The 16,261-nt window shown below is 41.7% G+C and carries 13 protein-coding genes, 1 pseudogene and 1 CRISPR repeat array (1 of these 15 cut by a window edge); of the genes and pseudogenes, 7 read left to right on the top strand and 7 right to left on the bottom strand.

Features of this window, described 5'->3' with window-relative positions; genetic code table 11:
- Positions 1 to 49 precede the first annotated feature (49 nt).
- Both BV375_RS10780 and BV375_RS10785 read right to left on the bottom strand, forming a co-directional pair.
- A pseudogene (locus BV375_RS10780) lies at positions 50 to 1,180 on the bottom strand (succinylglutamate desuccinylase/aspartoacylase family protein).
- Between the two features lie 173 nt (positions 1,181 to 1,353).
- Entirely contained in the window at positions 1,354 to 2,250 is an 897-nt protein-coding gene (locus BV375_RS10785; protein ID WP_086760218.1) for an alpha/beta hydrolase, read from the bottom strand.
- A gap of 548 nt (positions 2,251 to 2,798) precedes the next feature.
- On the opposite strand from BV375_RS10785, the gene BV375_RS10790 reads away from it, so the two are divergent.
- Positions 2,799 to 3,392, top strand: coding sequence for a hypothetical protein (locus BV375_RS10790; protein ID WP_086760220.1), 594 nt, complete (start codon positions 2,799 to 2,801; stop codon positions 3,390 to 3,392).
- A gap of 275 nt (positions 3,393 to 3,667) precedes the next feature.
- On the top strand, positions 3,668 to 4,435 hold the full coding sequence (locus BV375_RS10795; RefSeq protein WP_086760222.1) for an armadillo-type fold-containing protein: 768 nt from the start codon (positions 3,668 to 3,670) through the stop codon (positions 4,433 to 4,435).
- 4 nt (positions 4,436 to 4,439) lie between these two features.
- Here BV375_RS10795 and BV375_RS10800 read toward each other — a convergent pair whose 3' ends face one another.
- From BV375_RS10800 to BV375_RS10820, 5 genes are all read right to left on the bottom strand, one after another.
- On the bottom strand, positions 4,440 to 5,696 hold the full coding sequence (locus BV375_RS10800) for a lactate racemase domain-containing protein (RefSeq protein ID WP_086760224.1): 1,257 nt from the start codon (positions 5,694 to 5,696) through the stop codon (positions 4,440 to 4,442).
- A 2-nt stretch (positions 5,697 to 5,698) separates the two neighbouring features.
- Positions 5,699 to 6,553, bottom strand: coding sequence for an SDR family oxidoreductase (locus BV375_RS10805; protein ID WP_086760226.1), 855 nt, complete (start codon positions 6,551 to 6,553; stop codon positions 5,699 to 5,701).
- 156 nt (positions 6,554 to 6,709) lie between these two features.
- Positions 6,710 to 8,131 carry a glucuronate isomerase gene (gene uxaC, locus BV375_RS10810; RefSeq protein WP_086760228.1) on the bottom strand — a complete coding sequence of 474 codons (1,422 nt, stop codon included), beginning with the start codon at positions 8,129 to 8,131 and terminating at the stop codon, positions 6,710 to 6,712.
- A 32-nt stretch (positions 8,132 to 8,163) separates the two neighbouring features.
- Complete coding sequence (locus BV375_RS10815) at positions 8,164 to 9,465, bottom strand: NAD(P)/FAD-dependent oxidoreductase (protein WP_086760230.1); 1,302 nt, start codon at positions 9,463 to 9,465, stop codon at positions 8,164 to 8,166.
- Between the two features lie 128 nt (positions 9,466 to 9,593).
- On the bottom strand, positions 9,594 to 10,631 hold the full coding sequence (locus BV375_RS10820) for a LacI family DNA-binding transcriptional regulator (protein WP_086760232.1): 1,038 nt from the start codon (positions 10,629 to 10,631) through the stop codon (positions 9,594 to 9,596).
- Between the two features lie 74 nt (positions 10,632 to 10,705).
- On the opposite strand from BV375_RS10820, the gene BV375_RS10825 reads away from it, so the two are divergent.
- From BV375_RS10825 to BV375_RS10845, 5 genes are all read left to right on the top strand, one after another.
- Positions 10,706 to 11,191, top strand: coding sequence for a gluconokinase (locus BV375_RS10825; RefSeq protein ID WP_208099097.1), 486 nt, complete (start codon positions 10,706 to 10,708; stop codon positions 11,189 to 11,191).
- Positions 11,192 to 11,316: 125 nt separating this feature from the next.
- On the top strand, positions 11,317 to 11,661 hold the full coding sequence (locus BV375_RS10830) for a DUF1815 family protein (RefSeq protein ID WP_086760236.1): 345 nt from the start codon (positions 11,317 to 11,319) through the stop codon (positions 11,659 to 11,661).
- 316 nt (positions 11,662 to 11,977) lie between these two features.
- Positions 11,978 to 13,060, top strand: coding sequence for a fatty acid desaturase family protein (locus BV375_RS10835; protein ID WP_086760238.1), 1,083 nt, complete (start codon positions 11,978 to 11,980; stop codon positions 13,058 to 13,060).
- A 288-nt stretch (positions 13,061 to 13,348) separates the two neighbouring features.
- Positions 13,349 to 13,876, top strand: a complete 528-nt coding sequence (locus BV375_RS10840; RefSeq protein ID WP_086760240.1) for a dihydrofolate reductase family protein — start codon at positions 13,349 to 13,351, stop codon at positions 13,874 to 13,876.
- A gap of 107 nt (positions 13,877 to 13,983) precedes the next feature.
- Positions 13,984 to 15,375: a 1-acyl-sn-glycerol-3-phosphate acyltransferase gene (locus BV375_RS10845; protein ID WP_143842058.1), complete on the top strand. Its 1,392-nt coding sequence runs from the start codon at positions 13,984 to 13,986 to the stop codon at positions 15,373 to 15,375.
- Positions 15,376 to 15,669: 294 nt separating this feature from the next.
- Positions 15,670 to 16,261: a CRISPR direct-repeat array (repeat unit 37 nt; unit sequence ATTGCAATTAAATCTAATCCCTATTAGGGATTGAAAC) (it continues 1,530 nt past the right edge of the window).

Below are 16,261 nucleotides of genomic sequence, written 5' to 3' on the forward strand. Positions count from 1 at the left end.
ATTATGTCCACCTACTTATCAATACTGATAATAGAGAAGTCAGCAGAAACTACTGAATAATTCCTAGTACAAATTCGCCTTGATTCACAGCTTGATTAGTCGAAATGTCATATACCAATCCATTATGTTCAGCACAGATATCAATCACCTGAGGTAATTGACTTTCTTTGTTGAAACTAAGAATTTGATAAAGTCTGTCTTTAACCTTGACTTTACTACCCAAATCGACTCGGGATTGAATCATGCCACCTGCGATCGCATAATATTTTATGACTTTACTTTTAGCTGAAAAAGTCATTGTACAATCTGTAGTTTGTGCTACAGGAAAGCCAGGGATTTGCAACACACTTTTTTGTGCTAAATAATTTTTTATACCTAAAATACCTTTGCTAACTGAATCAGGATTCATCTGCATTCCTGCACCAAGTTCGAGTGTCTAAGCTTCGACATCAAATCTAATGTTTCTACCAAGCTGTTGAAAACAAGCTTCTAATGCTAACCAAGGTTTGATAAATGCCTCATCAAAAGCGTCACCATCATATGGATTTAGTAAAATTCCATAATCAAGGAGGAAGTATTTTGCACTTTCTTCTCGATTTCGGAAGTAATAAAGATAGTTGATTGCTTGATAGATCGAACTGTGTAAGTCAATCAAATAGTCTGCATCTAAACTGAGAGATTGTAGTTGGTAGCTAAATTTCTCAGTATAAGGTAGACCAGCAGAGGAATTAATTTTTTCTAAAATTTTGGCAAATTTTTGTTTAATTGTAGTTAGATAATTTTGTCGGACGACCTCTCTATCAATATGAAGTTGAGATTTAGTAAAAGCTACTAAATCATCAGCTTCTTTCTCGTAGTCCCAAAAGATCCGATTCCAATCTTTAGCTTCGTAAACACAGTATCTACCAGCAGAAAAATGGTGAGCACGTTCATTTGCTCCCATCGGATTACAAACAGGAATCAACCAAATTTCTCCAACTAAATTTGTATCATTTAGTGATAGGAAAAACTCAATGAGTTGATGAATAACTGCATTACCAGCTATTTCCGCGCCGTGTAAGTTAGATTGAACGTAAACTTTTTTACCAAGATGAGCACCGATAAATTTGTAGACTTGTAGAGATAGGCGATCGCCTGAAGCCATTTGACGCAAGAAAATCGTTTCAATAACTGGCAACATAGAAGAATTCCATGATAATTATGGTTTACAGCAGTTTTCCTTGATTGAGACCACACTCTTGCGTGCTTCATCTGATGCTTTTAAGCTTGTAGTCTACTCAAGTGAAGACCGCTGTAAATACATAAAACCCACATTTTGCCGAGCATTCTAGCGATCGCGAACAATTGAATTGATTAATCCAGCAAAGGTAAAAACTGTCGAATTAAGCCAATTGTTACTGCTGGTAGTTCTAACTGTGGTGTTAATCCCACATCTTCTAAATGTTGAAAAACTCTGATCGCTTGGGGATTGAGATCGGCTAGGCGGCGACCAATTTCTGGCCCAGTAAATTGCGACTTTTGTCCCCAAATAATAGCGGTGGGAGTGGTCAATTGCTGAATATACAAAGATAAATCAAAGCACAAATCGCCGCGGACAAAAGACAGCGCGGTGTATTCAGCATTCGGCTGTTGTGCAGATTCCAAATAGGCATCGACAATTTCTTGGTAAACTCGGTTTGGTTGGGCAAATTGTCGTTGCTCTAAGAAGGTGCGAATACCGTTATCGGTAGCTACTCCCGTGCTGTACAACAAGCGATCCACAATCGGAACACTGGCTAACTGAGCAAAAAAGCTGCGAGAGTAGTCTTCACCAAAATCAGAAAGTCCAGCGGGAGTAGTGAGAATCAGAGATTTGAATAAATCCGGATGAGCGATCGCTACGCGAATTGTCATCGCTGCGGTTAGAGAAGAAGCAACAACTGTTACAGGCGCTATACAGGTTTGCTGCAAAAACTCCTGAATCGTTGTCAAATAATCGTCAATTTTATAATGACGTCCTAGATGCTCAGATCTACCCCAACCTAATAAGTCTGGTGCAATAATGCGATAGTCGCTGGCAAAGGCGGGATAAACTTTAGACCATTCATAAGCAGAAGAACCACCACCAAATCCGTGTAGAAACACCAAAGTTTTTCGTTCGCCTTGTGTGGTTACATCGTGCTGCCAAAGTGAACCAGTGTTCGTGTAGTATACTATTCTTCCCAGCGAGGTAATTACCGAGCGTTGCTCAAATCCTAGTGGTTGAAACATAGGTATTTTTTAGTCACTGTTGTGGTTGCTTGGCATAGGTAATCCTTAAGTCAATCCTAAGTATTTATACTAAATTGCGTTTAGAAATAGCATCTAGAAATCGACAGGAGAAATTGAAATTCATCTGTTCTTCTCTTCTCGCTCCCCTTGGCGCAGCTTGGTATAATCTGTAGGCTTTAAACTCTCCACTATTATCGGTGAATCTATCATTCTTAGACTTCTCACCAACGTCAGATTAAGTAGATGTAAAATTACTGGATTATCTGTGAAGATATTGTGATCTTTTTGCTACACATACTAGGTGGCGTTGCTTGTATTTCCCGCCCCATGAGGATTTAAGTAGGTAGCCTGGATAACTGGGTTATTAATTCTGGCATGGTTTTGTATGGTAATCTATCAGAAAGATTACGGATAATTTTGAGACTTAAAGTTATAGGCAGAACGCTGGGTAAAAACAGCGATTAATTCTCTAGCAGCCCACAGAAAAAATAATTTTTGATGGAATTATTAAATTGATTATTCTATAGGAAATTTTAAGGCGGAGTGTCATGGTCAAGGAGGCTATTCTTAAAACAGATAAAATACTAAGGTTTGAAGATGCTGGATTTGGGTTGGACGACTGTAATATCCACAACCAAGCTATAGCTTCAGAGTGGCAAGGTCAGGTGAACGATGTAAAAGATGCATCTGATACAACCCAAGAAAATACACCTTCTTGTATCTCTTTGAACTTTGATGATTTGAAATGTTTTGAAGCTGTAGAGCACCAGTATGAAAGCTGGGGTGTCATTTTTCATAATTCTCTAGCAATCCAACCATCAAATCCGGCTTTTCCTACTCACTCAGGATTGACAGTGTTGATGGGATCGCCTAAGAGTGGATTGTTAGAAGTTAGTTTTTTGAAACCAGTTAACTGGGTTAGTGCCTTAGTCACAAGTTCACAGCGGCTAGTACTTACAGCTTACGATCGCGATCGCAAACTAGTAGCCCAAACAGTACTACCAGGCTCAAATCTTGCCAATTCTGACTCCCCCATACCCCCCAATACTCTATTATCTATAGCCGCGAATGATATTCATTCGGTGACCTTCAGTGCTTTTGATGGTCAATTTACCCTTGATAACTTTCGTTTTTGTTTTTAGCTAAATTACTCTGCCTTAACCCAGCCTAAGTATTCTGAATAAGGTATTATTGATTCTCGATGACAGCTTGAGGTAATGGTAAAAGATGAAATATGAAATTTCAGTCTTTATCTGAGTCTTTGGCGACTTATATTGCTGGCAGATCTACGCCTACGTGCGTCACCAGCCGGAAACTTAGCTAATGGCTATGTCAGCAAAAAATGGGTGCTTCATCCTTTCCTTATATATAGTAAAACTTATAAACTAACAATCTTGTAATCTAGTAGGTAAACACCGTGACACAGGCTTTGTCTTCGTGGCAGCAATTAATTAACCAGCTTTCCAACTGGTCGCTTCCAGATCTTAAGACAGGAGCCTCAAAGCAGCGAAATTTCAAGCGTTTCTCTGGGCCAGGAGGCATTCTTGGTTTCCTGACAATTATCGTTGCTATGCTGTTGTGGAACTGGAAACTTCTGTTGGCACTGCTCATCGGCGTTGGGGTAATGTTATCAGTTTACTCAATGCAGAAGTGGGACTGGCAACAACGCTGGTCCAAAATGCAGAGATTTTTCAACGGTCCCAACCGTCGGTTAGTCTTGGCAGTTAGTACTGGTGGTATTGCCACTTTTACCACTTACATCGCAGCCGCAATCTGGTTTGACTCCAACAGTCCTTGGATTGCTACTGGTGTTATTGTCCAAGGTTTGGGAACGGTATTAACTTTAATTTTGTTGGTCTGCCAAATCGTCAATTTTTATGGAATTCGCGAAGAAGACCACCTCGAGCGCTTGTTGGGCAACTTAACCGAATCAGACCCCTTAAAGCGTTTGATTGCTGTGCGACAACTAACTAAATTGATCGGTCGCAAACGGGTTGATGCTTCGGTGCAGCAAAATGTTATCGAATGCTTGCAACTGTTACTCACTCAGGAAGAGGAAGCCGTAGTTCGGGAAGCAGCTTTTGAAAGTTTGCAAACCTTAGATAGCTCGCAAATACCACCGTCCACCACAGCAGGTATTTTTATACCTGTATCTACAAAACTCAAAAGTCGAATTCCTTCTTAAAAATTTACTTTAAACGGTATAGGATTTCACCTGCTTTTGGTACAAGCAAAATGCCTTCATCCTCCCGGTTAGCCCATTCTGCTGGTTTAATGGTAGCCGGATCACGATAGCTTAAGTTATGAGCAGCACAGCGTTTAGGAGAAATACCAGTCGCTAGAGTCACCCGAATCCGTGCTTGTTCCCCATTTATAGGCTCAAAAGTGCCCATACCTTTCAAGTGGGTACTATGGGCTAGCACTCCCGCAGGATAACCTTGAAATTTATCCCACTGTTTAAGAAAGTAATCTCGCACATGATAACCAACTTGGGCTAGTATTTCACCGTGTGTATAGCTAAACTCCGTAATGTGAGGCGCATAGATAATTACCTCACCACCATCGGCTACTACTGGCTCTAGCTTGTACATTCCTTTAGCCGCAGTCCAAATGTCATCATACATTTCGGGCATTACCGAAAGCACTTGTTGAAAAGGCCGATCTACATATTTAATATGCACTTTAGCTGATAATTTCGCAGCGTCTTCCCAAGCTGCTTCTGGTTTATCTATATAAAGTCCCGCTAACTGATTTGTTCCTGGTGCGACTACCATCGCTAGACACAACTTGGGAGTAGGAATTAGGCTAGCAGCGCGGTTAATTAAGCGGCGAACTGGCGTGATTCCTGGTGTACCAATAATTTCGTAACAGGTAATTAAAGCACCTAACCAGTGCGATAGATTAATTACTTCCTGACCGCTAATACCGGGGAAAAAATATTTATTTCCACCAGAGAAACCGACAACTTCGTGGGGAAAAACTGGGCCGCAAATAATTATTAAATCGTATTCATTTACCAGCTTATTAACACGCACATCAACTTCTTGATGCAGCATTCCCCCGCTAATTTCTGCTATCTCATCTGCGGAAATTACGCCACAAGAAATAAAGGTATCTGGTAGATGCCAAAGGTGGTTAAAAATTTGCACATTTTTAAATGTAGTCTCTCGCTCTTCTGGAGTTAATCCAACTAAGCGATTAATTTGTGATTCACTCATCGGATTATGTGTACCCAGAGCGATTAAAAAATCAAGTGCAGCTACCCTCTTACTCAACTCTTGATGGAGCAATCGAAACATTTGCGGAATGGGAGCAGTGCGGGTTCCATCGGGAATTAATACGAGGATGCGCTGTCCATTGAACTGAGGATCTGCTAAAGCTTGATGAACTAGTTCGGACACTTGTTCATCCGAAAGTGCTGCGTTATCTACGGCTAGTGAATACATTCTCAAACTCCACTGTAGATACTAAAGCCACCGTCTATAGGTACCACTACCCCGTTGATAAAACTAGAACCAGAACTGCACAACCAAATCAAAGTGCTGAGTAATTCCTCCGGTTCGCCAAAACGTCCAGCGGGGGTGTGGTCAATAATTTTTTGTCCGCGATCGCTTAAACTACCATCAGGATTTAACAGTAAATCTCGATTTTGCTCCCCAATAAAAAAACCTGGGGCGATCGCATTAACTCGCAGTCCGGCTCCATACTTTTGGGCGAGTTCTACAGCTAGCCAACGAGTAAAGTTATCGATCGCCGCTTTCGCAGCTGAGTAGCCAACCACTCGGCTGATGACACGGATAGCAGACATCGAAGAAATATTAACAATACAACCTTGGGGTTGATTTCTTTCAACCATTGCTTGACCAAAAACTTGGCTGGGTAGTAGAGTCCCGACCAGATTTAGATCAACCACTTGCGCAAAAGCTGCGTGTGGCATATCAAAAAAAGTCGCATCAGGAGTAATTGTGGCAGCCGGAATATTGCCACCAGCGGCGTTTATCAGGATATCTATCTGACCCCAATGGTTTAAAATAGTGTCTCTGGCTATTTCTAATTGAGAGCGATCGCTAACATCTGCCAGCACAGCCGTACTTTCTCCACCGTTGGCAGTAATATCAGATACTACCGCTTCTGCCCGTCTTTCATTGCGACCGAGAACAGCTACTCGCGCTCCAGCATAGGCTAGACCCCGTGCCATAGCCCCACCAAGCACACCAGAACCACCTGTAACTACTGCTACCTGGTCTTTGAGGCTAAAAAGTTTATGTAAAACTAGATCTGGTTTATTCAGTAAGTCTGTCATTGATAGTTCCTTTGGGACTGACGCAAAAACTCTCTCAAACTCTTTCTTCGCGTTCTTCGCATCTTTGCGGTTCGTTTTTCTTTATCTCGCGCATAGACGCGGAGCGGCTTCTCGAAGAGTAGGCGCAAAGGCGCAAAGAAGAACGCAAGAGTACAATTAATCTAATTTGTAAGCAATTTTGGCGAGGTCGTAAGCCAGTGCCTGAGCCATTTCGTAGCCTTCCTCTTCTTCTACTAACCCACGCACTACCAATCCAGCCAACCAGTTACAAGCTACACGTCGCCAAACAGTATGGCGGGCGGGAATAGAAACAAAAGCCCGTGTATCATCATTAAACCCAGCAGTATTGTAAAGACCGGCAGTTTCCATCACCCGATCGAAGTAGCGCTCCATACCATTCACGCTGTCGTGAAACCACCAAGGCGGCCCGAGTAATACAGCAGGATAATGACCAGCTAGCGGCGCTAATTCCCGGCTGTAAGTGCTTTCATCCATGCCAAACAGAATGAGGTGAAAATTCTTGTGATTACCGTAGGCTGATAACAACGGACGTAGATTTTGAGTCCACTCTAGTTGCAATGGGATATCAGCACCTTTATCAGACCCAAAGCGATCAAAGATTGCAGGGTTATGGTTGCGTGTAACACCACAATGCATTTGCATGACTAAGCCATCTTCCACACTCATCCGCGCCATTTCCACGAACATATGACCAGTGAATTGCTGTGCATCAAATGAATTGAGCTTGCCGATTAATGCTCTAGCAAAGATAGCCTCTGCTTCTTGGTCAGAAAGCTGTGTGGTATAAGGTGTAGCTGCACTGTGGTCGGTAGCAGTCGCACCCATCTTTTTAAAGTAAGCTCGACGTTCTTCTAAAACCTGGATAAAAGTAGTGTAATTGCTGATTTCTCTATCTACAGTGCTTTCCAACTTGGCAAGATTTTCGCGCCAACTTGGAGTGTCTAGGTTAACTACTGCATCTGGTCGAAAGGTAGGTCTAATTTGAGTCCAACCTTCTTGGTGTAAGGATTGATGGTGTTCAAGGTTATCACTAGCTGCATCGGTGGTACAAAGCACTTCAATGTGAAAGCGTTTAAATAGCGCACGCGGTGAGAACTCAGGTAAGGCTAACTGTTCTGCCAAGTAATCGTAGATATGTCCAGCATTGCGAGAAGTTAAAGGCTCATCCACTCCAAAGACGTTAGTTAGTTCGTCTTTCAACCACAACCCAGAGGGAGTGCCCCGAAATAAGTAAAAATGGTCGGCGAAAAGCTGCCAGATTTTGCGGTGGTCGGTTTCTACTGGCGAACCATCAGTAGTAGGGATACCGAGAGATTCCAGAGGTATACCCCGACTATAGAGCAGCCGGAAAATGTAGTGATCGGGGATAATCAATAATTCAGTCGGCGAACCAAAACGGGCTGCTGGATTAGCTAACAAAGCTGGGTCAACGTGACCGTGTGGGCAAACCAGAGGTAGAGAGGAAATGCTGTCAAAAAATTGACGGGCTAGTTGTCTTTGAAATGGTTCTGGAGCAAAACAGCGATCGCGAGATAAACTCCATGTTTTAGTTAACATCTTTTTGTCTGGTTAAAGTTAGTTAATGATGCTCACTCACTTGGCTGCAATTCTTGACCTGTAATCAATCTGGCTCCCCGTTTGCGAGTGACGTAGTTCGATGCCCACTGGAGCATCACGATTAATTTATTGTCAAACTCAATTAAGAAATAGATATGAATCAATAGCCAAAATAGCCATGCAACAAAACCTGTAAGTTTGATAAAACCTAAATCTACAACGGCGGAATTGTGGCCAATCATTGCTAAACTGCCGCGGTCGATGTAAGAAAATTGTGGCAAAGTTTTATTGTGTAGCCGCTGTTTAATTAATGCTGCTACATATTCTCCTTCCTGCTTTGCTACAGGTGCAACACCAGGTAGAGGCTTACCATTTTGATGTGAAAAATTTGCTAAGTCACCAATTACAAAAATATTCGGATAGCCTTTAATACTCAAGTCAGGTTCAACAATGACTCTCCCGACGCGATCGCATTCTACACCTGTGCGTTCTGCTAATACTTTCCCTATTGGCGAAGCTTGAACGCCTGCTGCCCATAATATAGTTTTTGAGGCAATCTCTTTCACCTCATCCTCTTGTTTGATGGTAACAAGATCGTTTTCAATATTTGTTACCAAAGTTTTTGTTTGCACCTCCACACCAAATCGTCGCAGAGATGCTGCTGCTGCTTGTGATAATTCTGGTACGTAAGGTGGCAGGATGCGATCCATACCTTCAAGAAGTAAGATTTTCGTTTCTGATGTGTCGATATTGCGGAAATCTTGTTTGAGGGTTTCGTAGGCTAAATCTGCAAGTGCGCCTGCTAACTCGACTCCGGTAGGGCCACCACCAACAATGATAAAAGTTAACCAAGCACGGCGTTTTTCTAGATCTGTTTCTTTTTCTGCTGCTTCAAATGCCATAAAAATTCGGCGGCGCATTTCGATAGCATCTTCTACAGTTTTTAAACCAGGGGCAAATTCTTCCCATTGGTCTTTACCAAAATAGGAATGCTTTACACCTGTGGCAATAATTAATGTGTCATAGGGTATTGCTTGATCGCCTACGATCGCTTTTTGTGCTTGGGGATCGATATCAGTAACTTCACCCAGCATAACTTTTGTATTTTTGCTTTTACTAAGTACTGCTCGCAAAGGTGAAGAAATATCAGCAGGTGATAGCGTACCTGTAGCAACCTGGTATAAGAGGGGTTGAAAGAGGTGAAAGTTACGTTTATCAATGAGAGTAACGTTAACATTAGCTTTGGAGAGAGAATGTGCAGTGTACAATCCGCCAAAGCCACCACCAACAATCACAACTTTATGAGATGAATTATTCTCAATTGAACCTATCATAAGACATATTTTTGGATGTTATAGGTGTGAAATTGATACGGAAAAGGCTGTTTTAAAATGTTGAATCACAAATTTTTAAGTATATAAAATTTGATTTATTATTAACAGTGGTTTTTACTTAATTAAAATCATTTACGGCGATTGTTTACTACCGCACTACTACCCCGCTTTAACAAATAAGGAGATAAAACGCAGTTTTTTACAGTTTTTTCCTGTAATAAATCGAGTAACATTTGCATTGCAGAACGACCAATTTCTAACATTGGCTGGCGAACTGTGGTGAGTGGAGGGGTGAGGTAACCTCCCAGAGCAACACCATCAAATCCCACTATGCTTAAGTCTTGCGGAACCGAAATTCCTAGTTCTTGACAGGCTAAAACAGCACCTACCGCTACCATATCGTTGTAACAAAAGATGCCTGTCACTCCAGTTGCAACTAGTTTAGGTAGCATCTGTTGACCTGTAAAAACATCGCTTGTTCTGACATTATATTCATCACTAATTGCTACCCAATAAGCCTTTTGGGGTAAACCTGCTTCACTCAAAGCTTTTTGATATCCTTCTAAACGCTGCTGATTTGACCTGCTGCGATCGCTTACACCCAGGTATCCTATAGAAGTGTGTCCCAAACTGACTAGATGTTCTACGGCTAATCTAGCGCCTAAACAGTCGTCTACTGACACTGAGTGAAATATTTCCGGTGGATCTTGAGTTTGGCTATGAATAAATACTGTTGGTACAGCAATTTGTCCTAGCTGTTTTGTATCCTGTTTACTAATGCGTGAATCAGCCACTAGAATACCGTCCACTCTCCGGCGATGAAAATTATCAATAGCTGCTATTTCCAGATCGACATCTCGGTGTGAAGTACTCAACAACACACTTAAACCTGATGTTCTGGCTATCTGTTCTATTCCCTCTACTACTTCCGAAAAAAAGGGATCTGCTATTGAAGTTACTACTACCCCAATAGTATTAGTACGTTGAGTTTGTAAACTTTGCGCAATACTATTAGGAACATAACCCATCTCCCGCGCCAGCTGCTTAATTTCCTCTCTTACCTTAGGGCTAATTAGAGTACTATCTCGTAAAGCGCGTGAAACCGTGGTGTGAGAAACTCCTGCTTTTCGAGCAATATCTTCTATTGAGATTTTTCGTTTACTCATTTGTTATCTTACTTTATTTATGCACACGTGTGCATTATAATATCAATTATTAGAAAAATTGAGCCACTTGTCAAATGATTATTCTCGTAATGGGTGTTTCTGGATCTGGCAAAACCACCGTAGGAAAATTGCTAGCAGATTCGTTAGGCTGGGGATTTAGCGACGCTGATGCTTTCCACTCGCCGGAGAATGTCGAAAAAATGCGGCAAGGTATTCCCTTGAGTGAGGCTGATAGGAAGCCTTGGTTACAAGATTTACAAACAGCTATTAAACATTGGCTACAAGAAAATAAAAATGTGGTGCTAGCGTGTTCAGCGTTAAAAGACAGTTATCGCCAATTTCTGGTAGTGGATAGCAATCGTGTTAAGCTAGTCTACCTTAAAGGATCTTACCAGTTGATTCAAAAACGGTTGCAAGAGCGTCAGAATCACTATATGAGCGATCAACTCCTTACCAGCCAGTTTGAGACTCTTGAAGAACCATTAGAAACCATATATATAGATATTGCAGAGCCTCCTCAGGCAATTGTCCAGAACATTAGAACAATTTTAGGGATTTAACGGAAACAAAAAATATTAATTGCAGCTCTACGAATACAGAATATTTTGGCAACTAAATTACATTAGACGTCAATCTCAAGATAATATACAAGCGATCGCCTAACTGCGATCAAAGGAGGGAACAAATGTTTCTCAGATTAGCGCAACAACATCGAGAATTCGTCAAAGACTTGGTAATGAACCTGCAAGTCTTGGCAATTGTACTCGATCGAAGGGGTTATCCAGCCTCTTGTTATACCTGCGGCGACCAAATGAACAGCGGTTCATTTATGGTTAGCTTGGGAGAAAATCACCTGATTCGGTTTTTAGTATCTGATTACGGTATTACATGGACAGAAATGAAGGATGACCACGAATTCATGAAGTTAGAAGGTGCAGAAGCGATAAATCAACTACAAGAGTTGGCTAATAGCATCAAGTATCTGAGTACTGATAATCAAATTGACAAAGTCAATAATATTTGTTGTTAGCTTCATGTAGATACATTGCTCTTCTATTTGATTTGTACAATTAGATGTGAAAAAACTTAATAGATAATTTTGCACAGATGTGTAAGGATTAAAAATAACAGTTTATGCACACGTGTGCATAAATAAAGTTAGAAAAATCATTTCACAAATCAATTTCATAAACTTGCTTTATTTCAGCTAGCAATACAACTTTAAAAGTAGCGATCGAAGGAATATTCGTTCGTAGGCAGGACTTTAGCTTTGAATTTTTAAGCACGTTTTGTGCTGGCTACAAATTGATAAAAGTCAAAACAAATAGATATATAAAAAGAATTTTATGGAACCCAAGTTTACACATAGAGATTACAGTTTAGTTGGTTCGGAATCGGTGAAAGCTGTTGAGAAAGGTCTGTCATGCGTGCAGTGGTATAGAAGCCCAGTTCCGCGCCAGCAACTCAAAGAATTGATGAAGCGTAGCGATATGCCAGCACTGCGAGATACTGTGTTGTGGTTCGCACTCATTATTACATCTGGTGCGATCGCCTATATTAGTTGGGGTACTTGGTTCGCAATCCCAGCATTTTTAGTTTATGGCTGGCTGTATGCAGGAGCAGCCGACTCGCGTTGGCATGAGTGCAGTCATGGTACAGCGTTCAAAACTAAATGGCTCAACGATTTGGTTTATCAAATTGCATCGTTTATGGTGCTGCGTGAGTCTACATTATGGCGCTGGAGTCACTCTCGACACCATACAGATACCCTGATCGTTGGTCGCGATCCCGAAATCGCCTCACCGCGTCCGCCAAGCTTCATTAATATAGGGCTGAATCTCCTCAATCTCAAGACTGGATTGAAGGAACTGCGTCAGATTGTGCGTCACTCATTTGGTTTGCTGTCGGCTGAAGAGAAGAGTTACGTTCCCGAACGCGAACACAACAACGTCATTCTAACTGCACGGATTGATCTGGCGATTTTCATGGGCGTCATAGCTTGGTCAATTGCGATCGCTAGTTGGATGCCACTAATGTTTATTGGTCTGCCTTCATTCTACGGTGCTTCGTTACACGTATTTTTTGGCATGACACAACACGCTGGATTAGCCGAAGACGTGCAGGATCACCGTCTGAATTCGCGCACCGTGTACATGAATCCTGTATTGCGCTTTTTGTATTGGAATATGAATTATCATGTCGAGCATCATATGTTCCCAATGGTGCCATACCATGCGCTTCCGTCACTGCATGAAGTTATCAAGCATGATGTTCCGCCTGCATATTCAAGCTGCTGGGAAGCTTATAAGGAAATTATTCCCGCCTTGATTCAGCAGCGCCAAGACCCGAATTACTTTGTGGTGCGAAAACTACCAGTAACAGAAACAACAAAGATAAAAGCGATCGCAACCCCACAATCCGCCGTTTAACCTTCTGTTAGGCTGCGCGATCGCAGAGGCATACTAGTTGAGGATAACTCAGCCTGGTGGAACTTGTGTTCTCAATGAAAGAACTTGTGTTCTGAACCAAAAAACTTGTGTTCTCAATGAAAGAACTTATGTTCTGAACCAAAGCACTTGTGTTCTCAACGAAGGAACTTATGTTCTGAACCAAAGCACTTGTGTTCTCAACGAAGGAACTTGTGTTCTGAACCAAAGCACTTGTGTTCTCAACGAAGGAACTTGTGTTCTCAACGAAAGAACGTTAATTGAATTATTATGCGTAAACTCAAGTATCATGTTGCCTGTACTGTAGATGGCTTTATCGCCCACAAAGACCACACAATCGAAGGATTTATCCCAGAGGGCGACCATGTAACCGACTATTTAGAATCGCTCCAGAATGATTATGATATCGTCTTGATGGGACGTAAAACATACGAGTTTGGATTTCAGTTTGGTGTAACTAATCCCTATCCTTTGATGAAACAGTATGTGCTGTCACGCACTATGGAAACCAGCCCCGATCCAAATGTAGAGCTAGTTTCAGAGAATATCATAGACTTTGTAAGAGAACTGAAAACAGGAACAGGTAAGGATATTTATCTCTGTGGGGGAGCATATTTAGCAACTACACTTTTAACAGAAAATTTGATTAATGAAATCATCCTCAAGGTCAATCCGGTAGTTTTTGGCTCAGGTATTCCATTGTTTTCTGAAGCCATTAAGCAGACTGATCTGGAACTCATCGACAGCAAAATTTACAAAACTGGCGTCATTTTACTTACTTATAGAGTGAAACATTGAAGCGTTGGACGTTGTTGTTCTTGAGAATTATCGCTAAAGCGCGATCGCCCACTTTTAAAAGTGTCAAAATCAAGTAGGCGATTTTGAAAAACAATCTGGAGAGCAACTTGCCTAAATCGATTCAATCCATTCAACCACCACTAAAATTTATTCCTCCACGCTTCAACGTAGCCATACTCCAGATTACCAAGTGGTTGCTGCCAGTATTGTTGCGTTTTCGGCTTCGACCTTGGTTACCAGCAGGTATTATCCAGATTGAAGCTAAAAATGCTGAGGTGTTAGCCCAGCTTTATGAAAAGTTTCAAGCTGGCAAAATTCGCTTTTTGCTGGCGTTTCGGCATCCTGAGGTAGACGATCCCCTCAGTATGTTCTATCTACTTTCCCGGATTGTGCCACGAGTTGCTCGTCAGGAAGGAATAAAGTTGCAATCTCCGGTTCACTCTCACTTTCTCTACGACAGGGGTATGACTTTGTGGGCTGGTGACTGGCTGGGTTGGTTTTTTTCTTTACTGGGAGGTGTAGCAATTCGGCGGGGTAAGCGATTAGATAGGCAAGCTATCCAAACAGCACGAGAGTTATTTGCCAATAGCAAAATCCCGATCGCAGTTGCACCTGAAGGCGGTACTAATGGTCATAGCGGCATTGTTAGCCCCTTAGAACCTGGTGTTTCTCAACTGGGGTTTTGGTGTGTAGAAGATTTAGCCAAAGCCAATCGTCCTGAAACTGTTTTTATTGTGCCGATCGCTATTCAGTATCGCTACGTTAACCCACCTTGGTCAAAACTGGAGCGATTGTTGAGTAAATTGGAAACTGAGAGTGGCTTGCCAGTATTGCCAGTTGAGAATGATATTAATGGACAGCCAGAAATTTACTATCAACGGCTCTGTCGGCTGGCTGAACATATCATTTCTGAAATGGAAGAGTTTTATCGGCGTTTCTATCATCAAAATCTCCCTGCTATCCCCAATCAAGAAATAACTTCCCGTCTGCACCGCCTACTGGATATGGCTTTACAAGTACCTGAGCAATATTTTAATATCCAGCCACAGGGAAATTTCATCGATCGCTGTCGCCGCTTGGAAGAGGCTGGCTGGAGTTACATTTACCGTGAAGATGTACCTAATATCGCTGCTTTATCACCACTTAAACGCGGATTGGCAGACTGGATTGCAGAAGAAGCCGATTTGCGAATGCGACATATGCGCTTAGTCGAAAGTTTTGTCGCTGTCACCGCTAGCTATATTCAGGAACAGCCGACTGCTGAACGATTTGCTGAAACAACGCTACTCATGTTCGATATGCTGTCTCGAATTAGCGATCGCAAAACACCCGCACGTCCCCGATTAGGTTGGCGAACAGCACGTATCACCGTGGGTGAACCAATTTCGGTTACAGAACGCTGGGTAAATTCTCAAAGTGATCGCCAAGCATCTCGCCAAGCTGCAAGCCAGTTAACACAAGATTTGAAAATTGCTTTAGAGCAGTTAATAGGTAGTTGATTTCACTATTAGTTATATTTTCCCAGTGTTTCCCCCTTGAATCTGGCGTCAACCAGTAGGTGTTTGAAAACAATAGTCAAATTTTCCGCCCCAAAAGCCTACTGCCTCTGCTTTTGAACCCTTTTTTACCTCTATTGAGGTTGACGCAAACTCCCTAACCCATGCTCTACAAGCCTTTGGAGCTTTTATCCAATGACACCCTTGACAACTCAATGCCCCAAAAGCTAATTTGATTGGAGGTTGACGAAACTGTACCTTGAAAACCAAATATATCAATGCTTCCAACTGCGAGCCATTGCAATTAAATCTAATCCCTATTAGGGATTGAAACTTACGTATACGGCAAGTACACCTGGAACAAAGAATTGCAATTAAATCTAATCCCTATTAGGGATTGAAACTAATGGCGAAGTTGTAAGGCATGGCGATTTTTAATTGCAATTAAATCTAATCCCTATTAGGGATTGAAACAACCAGATGGCATCACTAAAAGATATCTTCCCCATTGCAATTAAATCTAATCCCTATTAGGGATTGAAACAGGAGGTAATCCGCAAACCACGCACCCCCAACATTGCAATTAAATCTAATCCCTATTAGGGATTGAAACACGAATTTAATTGACCCCAAATACCCAAAGACAAATTGCAATTAAATCTAATCCCTATTAGGGATTGAAACTATTACAATCTTTACCATGCTCTTACAATAGCAATTGCAATTAAATCTAATCCCTATTAGGGATTGAAACCATGCTCAAGCCATTTACACTGGTGTAAAAACTATTGCAATTAAATCTAATCCCTATTAGGGATTGAAACTTTGTAAGATGCATATTAAAAGCATACGAAGGAATTGCAATTAAATCTAATCCCTATTAGGGATT

Source organism: Nostoc sp. 106C, assembly GCF_002154725.1.
Classification (GTDB): domain Bacteria; phylum Cyanobacteriota; class Cyanobacteriia; order Cyanobacteriales; family Nostocaceae; genus Aulosira.

Bases quoted from the DNA above. Each gene is read 5' to 3' on its own strand.
- BV375_RS10785 (WP_086760218.1), bottom strand. From the start codon at position 2,250: ATGTTTCAACCACTAGGATTTGAGCAACGCTCGGTAATTACCTCGCTG.
- BV375_RS10790 (WP_086760220.1), top strand. From the start codon at position 2,799: ATGGTCAAGGAGGCTATTCTTAAAACAGATAAAATACTAAGGTTTGAA.
- BV375_RS10800 (WP_086760224.1), bottom strand. From the start codon at position 5,696: ATGTATTCACTAGCCGTAGATAACGCAGCACTTTCGGATGAACAAGTG.
- BV375_RS10805 (WP_086760226.1), bottom strand. From the start codon at position 6,553: ATGACAGACTTACTGAATAAACCAGATCTAGTTTTACATAAACTTTTT.
- uxaC (WP_086760228.1), bottom strand. From the start codon at position 8,131: ATGTTAACTAAAACATGGAGTTTATCTCGCGATCGCTGTTTTGCTCCA.
- BV375_RS10815 (WP_086760230.1), bottom strand. From the start codon at position 9,465: ATGATAGGTTCAATTGAGAATAATTCATCTCATAAAGTTGTGATTGTT.
- BV375_RS10820 (WP_086760232.1), bottom strand. From the start codon at position 10,631: ATGAGTAAACGAAAAATCTCAATAGAAGATATTGCTCGAAAAGCAGGA.
- BV375_RS10825 (WP_208099097.1), top strand. From the start codon at position 10,706: ATGATTATTCTCGTAATGGGTGTTTCTGGATCTGGCAAAACCACCGTA.
- BV375_RS10830 (WP_086760236.1), top strand. From the start codon at position 11,317: ATGTTTCTCAGATTAGCGCAACAACATCGAGAATTCGTCAAAGACTTG.
- BV375_RS10835 (WP_086760238.1), top strand. From the start codon at position 11,978: ATGGAACCCAAGTTTACACATAGAGATTACAGTTTAGTTGGTTCGGAA.
- BV375_RS10840 (WP_086760240.1), top strand. From the start codon at position 13,349: ATGCGTAAACTCAAGTATCATGTTGCCTGTACTGTAGATGGCTTTATC.